This window comes from Gardnerella sp. c10Ua_31 (assembly GCF_055700915.1).
Genome location: NZ_JANUYG010000003.1, coordinates 248,480 through 255,369, shown reverse-complemented (window position 1 = coordinate 255,369; position 6,890 = coordinate 248,480). Strand labels below are relative to the sequence as shown.

8 protein-coding genes are annotated in these 6,890 nt (G+C 35.5%); 2 read left to right on the top strand and 6 right to left on the bottom strand.

Annotated features, from left to right (window positions below; translation table 11 throughout):
* Nucleotides 1-327: 327 nt before the first annotated feature.
* The 3 genes from NYP55_RS06255 to NYP55_RS06245 all read right to left on the bottom strand — a co-directional run bounded on the left by NYP55_RS06255 (nt 328) and on the right by NYP55_RS06245 (nt 3,217).
* Nucleotides 328-1,044 carry a DUF4417 domain-containing protein gene (locus NYP55_RS06255; protein ID WP_004130968.1) on the bottom strand — a complete coding sequence of 239 codons (717 nt, stop codon included), beginning with the start codon at nt 1,042-1,044 and terminating at the stop codon, nt 328-330.
* A gap of 480 nt (nt 1,045-1,524) precedes the next feature.
* Nucleotides 1,525-1,983 carry a GNAT family N-acetyltransferase gene (locus NYP55_RS06250; protein WP_115761908.1) on the bottom strand — a complete coding sequence of 153 codons (459 nt, stop codon included), beginning with the start codon at nt 1,981-1,983 and terminating at the stop codon, nt 1,525-1,527.
* Between the two features lie 247 nt (nt 1,984-2,230).
* On the bottom strand, nt 2,231-3,217 hold the full coding sequence (locus NYP55_RS06245; protein ID WP_472781745.1) for a recombinase family protein: 987 nt from the start codon (nt 3,215-3,217) through the stop codon (nt 2,231-2,233).
* A gap of 277 nt (nt 3,218-3,494) precedes the next feature.
* Between NYP55_RS06245 and NYP55_RS06240 the strand changes: the two genes are divergently transcribed.
* Nucleotides 3,495-3,695, top strand: coding sequence for a helix-turn-helix transcriptional regulator (locus NYP55_RS06240; protein WP_101889313.1), 201 nt, complete (start codon nt 3,495-3,497; stop codon nt 3,693-3,695).
* 1 nt (nt 3,696) lies between these two features.
* Nucleotides 3,697-4,146, top strand: a complete 450-nt coding sequence (locus NYP55_RS06235) for a hypothetical protein (protein ID WP_174191324.1) — start codon at nt 3,697-3,699, stop codon at nt 4,144-4,146.
* Between the two features lie 586 nt (nt 4,147-4,732).
* Here NYP55_RS06235 and NYP55_RS06230 read toward each other — a convergent pair.
* The 3 genes from NYP55_RS06230 to tpiA all read right to left on the bottom strand — a co-directional run bounded on the left by NYP55_RS06230 (nt 4,733) and on the right by tpiA (nt 6,868).
* Complete coding sequence (locus NYP55_RS06230; protein ID WP_472781740.1) at nt 4,733-5,572, bottom strand: HAD family hydrolase; 840 nt, start codon at nt 5,570-5,572, stop codon at nt 4,733-4,735.
* Nucleotides 5,573-5,701: 129 nt separating this feature from the next.
* Nucleotides 5,702-5,950, bottom strand: a complete 249-nt coding sequence (gene secG / locus NYP55_RS06225) for a preprotein translocase subunit SecG (RefSeq protein ID WP_004115170.1) — start codon at nt 5,948-5,950, stop codon at nt 5,702-5,704.
* Nucleotides 5,951-6,070: 120 nt separating this feature from the next.
* The gene (tpiA, locus tag NYP55_RS06220; RefSeq protein ID WP_116285816.1) at nt 6,071-6,868 is read right to left on the bottom strand and encodes a triose-phosphate isomerase; all 798 of its coding nucleotides are present in this window, start codon (nt 6,866-6,868) and stop codon (nt 6,071-6,073) included.
* Between the last annotated feature and the right edge of the window lie 22 nt (nt 6,869-6,890).

Genomic DNA, 6,890 nt, shown 5'->3' with positions numbered 1-6,890 from the left:
ATTGTCTTGGAATACTATTTTTCCCACCCTCATTTATCACTTGGTTCTGATGTCGAACCCAATCCTGAGTACCATCTACGTTAATCCTAGTATGCCAATCGTTACCATACATGTCTTTACCAACATGAAAATGCTCATCGTTTGCCAATTCAGTTAGCATCTTCCTATTTTCTGGCGTATCTGGTAGGTGTCCTTCTCTTTCTTCAAAGATATGTTTTATCTGGGAATCATTCTCAGGCAACTTTATCCTTCCCTTAAATTCATCTGGAATATTATCAGGATTATCGCCATACGTTCCCTTATATAAATCGCTCTGTCCTGCCCCCATTAGTTTTTTCTCACTATGCTAGTCCAATCTTCATATTCAACAAATTGAGTTTTCAAATATTTCTCTTTAATTTCATCTGGAATTTTACTATACACAAGAACTACTTCAGGCTCCAATTCTTCCATCATAGAGTCCATACCAGCTTCAAAATAGTATCTGTTAACTCTGTTCTTCAATTGACCATAACTACCAACAGAAACAATTGAGTGCTTCTCAACACCTAAAAATGCGATCTTTTCAGGCAAAAATTTTGTAGTATATGTCCTATCATCACCCCATCTAACACATGGTATTACATAAATACCATGCTTTTGAAAGCAATATCCAATTGCTCTGTTTCTATAAATATTAGTAATCTGAAGAGATAAAGGCATGTCTCGATATATAGAACAATCAGGAGAAATAAATCCCTCATACTGCTTTAAAATTTCAACATATTCATTTGGATGAGCAAGCAAATCACTGAATTCTGTATCATTCTCATATTCACAGACAGCAAACGTTTTTATGTCAGCCTTGCCAATTTTGCTGAATGGCACAAGTTTATCCGGGATAATAAGATTCTTGGGTTTTTTAATTATTGGAATTTCAAAAATACCATCAAACTCAGCATCTTTAACAAGTTCTGGATTGCAACCATCAGACAGCAGACCTGCGTTACGCACACCACTATCAACCACTGATTTTTTCTTTGTTTTTCTCTTCTTTTTTGCCATAATATCTATTCCTCACTTCTCTTATATCCATACTTTTCTTTCTCACAATTAACATAACTAATACTAAAAAGACTCAGCCCTTCTCACCGTTAAGCTAACATCTTTCGTTTTTGCTACAAACTTCCTACTATCAGCCACATGAACAACTCCCTTGTTAATAAATGCTTTAAGTATAAATACCTTAACTATATAGTTAATGAATGCCTTAATTATAATTGGCAAATAAGCATATTAACAACCCAAAAGCGCGTCCAATACACCGTCTTTTATTTCATTATTTTGCTCAAAACTTCTCTAAAAAAATATCGTTTAGGTTCAACTAACAATAGCCTAACCAATAATAAATATGTTATTGCATCATGCAGTTGTTATTCATGTATCAGCCTATCTTATAGACTTAAATAACATGTATTTCAAAGAGAAGAGAATTAAGATTTTGTGCATCTTTATTTGAGCATATTTGTACATTTTATATGAACACTAACAAACCAGCTTTCTTTTGAATACACTGCAGCCATCACTTTCTCCAAGAAATTCAAAATCATTTTTCAGCGCAATATGTTTTGAGATTTCCTGATTCGAATCACACTCAATAACCAAGTTTTTCCCTATCTCTGAACTACGTTCTATAAAGACTTTTGTTAAATCATTGGCATATCCTTTTCCCCAGTATCTTTTATTAAGTATCCAACCAAGTTCAAAGGAGTCTTCATCATACTCATGAAATATTACATATCCGATAAACTTATGACTAAAATCTTCCACCGCATAAATCAAAGGAGGGTCAATCAGTGCAACACTATTTAGAAAATCCGCTGTTTTTTCCAACGAAAAAAGCGGTTCTACAAATTCCATGACATCTTCATCTGAAAGTAGATTATAGAGTTCCGTTAGATCATTATTAGTAAATTTTCTTATCTTTAATCGTTCAGTAATCATACTGCACCTCCTTCTCTCTTCCTATTGTTTTCTTACATTCTATGATACGTTAATTTAATTGTTTCAATATTGATGAAAAGTACTGGTAGCATAGCTACACTTTTTAACGATAGAAAAAGCTATCGTTAAAAGGTTTAAGATTGGCTTAATAGCTTGATTTCTGAGCATAAAAACAAAAAAACAGCCTAGAGATGATTCCCCTAGGCTGACTTTTGTAACATTTCAAACGCTCACATTCTTTTGGCTTTTACGATGCCCTTTCAATATTCACACTAATCTCTGATTTAAAAGTTACGCTGAACTTATCCTCGTAAACTTTTATTTTCTTGATGTACTTTCTTACCAGCTTCTCTTCATACTCACTAATATCGTGACGCTCACTTTTCAGAAAATCTTCCATTTCTCTGGTTCGTCTTTTAGCATCTTCTTGACCTGCTTTTTCTATAAGAAGCTGCTGTTTCTTACCTTTAAGCTCATCAATCTCATCAGCAGTTTTCGTGTAGTCTTTTTTAGCTTTAAGCAAGGTTAGTAGTATCGCTTGTTTATCTGCAATTCTTTTATCAACCGTTTCAAGCTCACTTAAGTTGTTGCCCGCGATAATTTCTCTAATATTGTTATTCAACATGTCTAATACTTCATCCGATATACTAAACACCTTGTTTATGGCTTTCACTGTAGCAGACTGCAGTTCGTTCTCTTGTACTGTCGGAGCATCGCAAGCACTAGGACCGTTTTCCACTCTGGTGCAACAACGCCAGACAACAGAATGCACTCCTCGGTTGTTCCAAGCAATTCTTCTGTAAACATCCCCGCATTTAGAACAAACACACAGGCTGGATAGAGCGTACTTACTGGAATAAACTCTCCTTTTTTTGTTCTCCTCACCGCTAAACATGTTGGCTCGTCTTAACATTTCTTCTTGAACTTTAAAGAAAATATCTCTTGGAATAATCGAAGCGTGACTATCTTTTACATAATACTGTGGTTCTGTTCCATCATTTTTTATACGAACATGGTTAATAAAATCTGTCGTGATGGTTTTTTGTAAAAGAGCATCACCAATATATTTTTCATTTTGCAAGATGGTTTTAATATTAGACAAGTGCCATTTTAAATGCCCGGCACCGTTTTTAATACTGTCTTTTTCAAGGCCCTCCGCTATGTCTCTAAGACTTGCTCCTTCTAAATATTCTCTATAAATCCTTCTTACGACTTTTGCTTCCTTTTCAAGAATTACAAGTTACTTGAAGATTATAATAAAAAGGATTTGTTTGATGGTGAAGATTTTTTGAAAAATAGGGATAAAACTAAATTAACTTCAAAATCTAAGGCATTAAAAATAAAAATATAAAAAAACTAATTATAGGATTGAATATAGCAACAAATGATAGATAGTAAAAATCTATCGTCTTTTTAGTTTAAGAAATTATAAAAAGCAAAGTACGCTTGACAAAAAAAGCAAAGCGAGCTATACATTATATGTAAAGTTAGCTTGCTGTTGGAGGAGGAAAATGAAAAATGCAATTTCTCAATTAAGAAAACAGCATAAAATAACTCAAGAAGAATTGGCAAATGAAGTTGGAGTAACAAGACAGACCATAACTTCCATTGAAACTGGGAAGTATATAGCGTCACTGCCGTTGGCTTTTAAAATTGCTAAGTTTTTTGATATGAGTATTGAAGAAATATTTAGTATAGAAGAGGATGATTAATATGAACAAATTAGAAAAATATAAAAAAGAAATAGGATTTAGAATTAGTATTTTAGTCTTATTATGTATGGTTGCCTTACTCGCAGTTATTATTGGAAATTTTTACTTAAAATATAAATTTCCATTAAAAGAAGATGTGACATATTATGTAGCAGTATTTTTTATTGGACTTGAACTTGTATCTGTATTCTACATGTCAATGCTTGGTAGAGCATATAGAAATAGAGATATATTGGAGAAGATGCATACTAAAGAAACAGATGAAAGAATGATATTAATAAGGATGAAGTCAGGATCAAATATAATACCTATATTTTCAATGGTTATTGTAACAGTTTCTTTAATTGTAGCATATGTAAGTTATGAAGCCTTTTTAGCGTTAATAATAGTTGCATTTGTACAAATAATATTTTCTAAATTATTAAAAGTATATTGGTCAAAAAAGATTTGAAAATATCATAGTAAAGGTATTAGACGATAGACAGTTAAAACTCTATCGTCTTTTTTTATACTCAAAATTAGGAGGTAAAAATGGTAAGGATAAGAAGCCACACTTAAAACAATTTAATATATAAGACATTTAGCGATTGAAATATAAGTTCAGTCGCTTTTTTAATTGAAATTTATAGATTAAGGAGAAGAAATTAATGGATAGAGAAATGATAATTTAGCTGCCTAATCTTCGATTGTCGCTTGCCCGTTCATGAGCATAGGTAAAAGCCAATCACGGAGAGCTATCAAAGCTCTATTTTCGCGTTGATTAGACGATATAGTCGTATAAGCAGGCATAGCAATTCTATTAAACACCTTAAGTTCAATCTCATTTGGAATATAAATGGGTCGATTATTAACTAGTGGTTTATCACAAGAAAGTACAGCATCACCACTAATGAAAAATGGGTATTATCCATTGAGATCTTTAGCTACTCCGACTTTAATGGTAGATTTCTTCTCTTCACTGATAATGTCACCAAGCTTTCCGTTTGACTCTCTACGAAAGAATTCGTCACACAACTTCGCCGGTAACGAAAGGTTGGTTATTCACAATCTAGTAAAAGATTTGAATTAAGCCAGTTGGCAACACCATCGTTGTTGTTGGAGTCGCAAACCTCGTCTGCAATCGCAAGCAACCGAGGACTACTATTCGCTACCGCTACACCGTATCCCCCTGCGCGGAACATGTCGATATCTATAATATCGTCTCCAAAAACGACTGTGCGACTAGGCTTTACACCCAAACGATTGCAAATAACGTTCAAAGCATGCCCCTTGTTTGCAAGAGGATTCGTAAGCATCCACAAAACATCTTCGCTAATGTGTAGCGAAAAATCGGTTGGAAGAATGCTCTGAAGTTTTTCCTTCTCACTCTCTCGAGGAACAATAATAATCTTGTCTGCTGTGCCACGCGGAACATTAGAAAAATCGGTAATAACAAAATCCTGCTCGTTCCAAAGCATACGAACATCAAAATTAGTGTAACGAACATCGTTCATAACAATGCCAATGCGAAGCGTAGGAATCTCGTTAAGCAAGCGCAAACACACACTACAAGCATGTTGAGAATCAAATCCAAAACGCGTAAGAGTATCAAGGCTTCTTTGCGAAGTAAGCTCACCTATCGTGCTGTGAGCACAGTCAAAATCAATAAGAGCACCATTAAGGTACGCGCAAACTTGAGCATTCAAATCGTGAATAAAATCAAAAGCACTTCCAACAGGTCGGGCCGTAATAATCGCAAGCGGAATTCCGCATTCACTCAAACGCTTAGAAGCGCTAACAGTTTCTTGGCTTAAATATCTGCTTTCAAAAGCATTAGCATCATGAAGCATAGTGCCATCAAGATCTGCTACCACAAGAGAAGGAGAAAAATGAAGCATAACAATAACCTAATGTATTTTAATTAGTCTAACATCTTCTAACATCTTAAAAAGCATAGCAAAATGTACACCTGCTCTGCTTATAAAACAAAAGCGCGCAATCTTTCGACTACGCGCTTAAAAGAATACTTAGATAAGTGAGAACTTAGTCATAAGATTCAAGGCAACAATAACAGCCACCCAAATCAAAGCTATAATAACAGTCCAACGATTCAAGTTCTTTTCTGCAACACCAGAGCTACCAGCGTTCTTCGTTAAACCGCCGCCGAACATATCGGAAAGGCCGCCGCCCTTGCCCTTGTGCATCAAAATCAACAATGTTAACAAAATGCTGGTGAGCACAAGCAACACTTGCAAAACAATTTTCACAGCGGACACAAGTAACCTCCTGTTTTTGGTACTCTGTAAAGCATAGTAAAAGCCATTGACCTATGCGCTAAATATATGTTGAATCAGAACTAAATAAGTGCTAAATCATTCACTAAATAAGCGCTAAAATCATTCGCGATTTTTATAAGACGCGAGTTTAACAATAGAAGCAAGCTCTTCAACTTCTAAAGACGCTCCTCCAATAAGGAATCCATCCACATCTGGCTCACTAATTAAGCTTGACGCATTAGAAGACGTTACAGATCCGCCATAAAGAATACGCACAGAATTTGCAACATTATCGTCAAAAGTGCGTCGCAAATCGTCCCTAATCGCAAAAGCTGCCTCTTGAGCAGATTGAGCTGTAGCAACCATGCCAGTTCCAATAGCCCAAACTGGTTCGTACGCAATAATCAAACGTGCTGCCTGCTTAGAGTCTAAGTCGCGAGTAACGTCGTGAACTTGACCAACCGCAAAATCAAGCTCTATACCTTGCTTGCGCTCCTCGAAGCTTTCGCCAACGCATAAAATTGGTTGCATTCCAGCTGCAAGAACAGCGCGCACTTGGTCAACAATATTCGCATCGTCTTCTGGATGATACTTTCTACGCTCGGAATGGCCTACAATCACCATTGAGCAGCCAAGACTTGCAAGCATATCTGCAGAAACGTCTCCAGTAAACGCGCCTTGAGTTGTAACGGAAACAGCTTGTGCTCCGTAAAGAATAGGAATATTACTGGATTCAACTAAAACTTGTACGCTTCTTAAGGATGTAAACGACGGCATAAGCGCAATATCGCATTTTTTGCAATCAAAGTGAGAATCGCAAAGCATCCACCAGAATTTTTGAATAAAATGAGTGGCTTCAAGGTGATTGAAATTCATTTTCCAATTACCTGCAACTAGCGGTTTTCTTTTACAAACCATAATCACCCTTAAGAATTGTTAT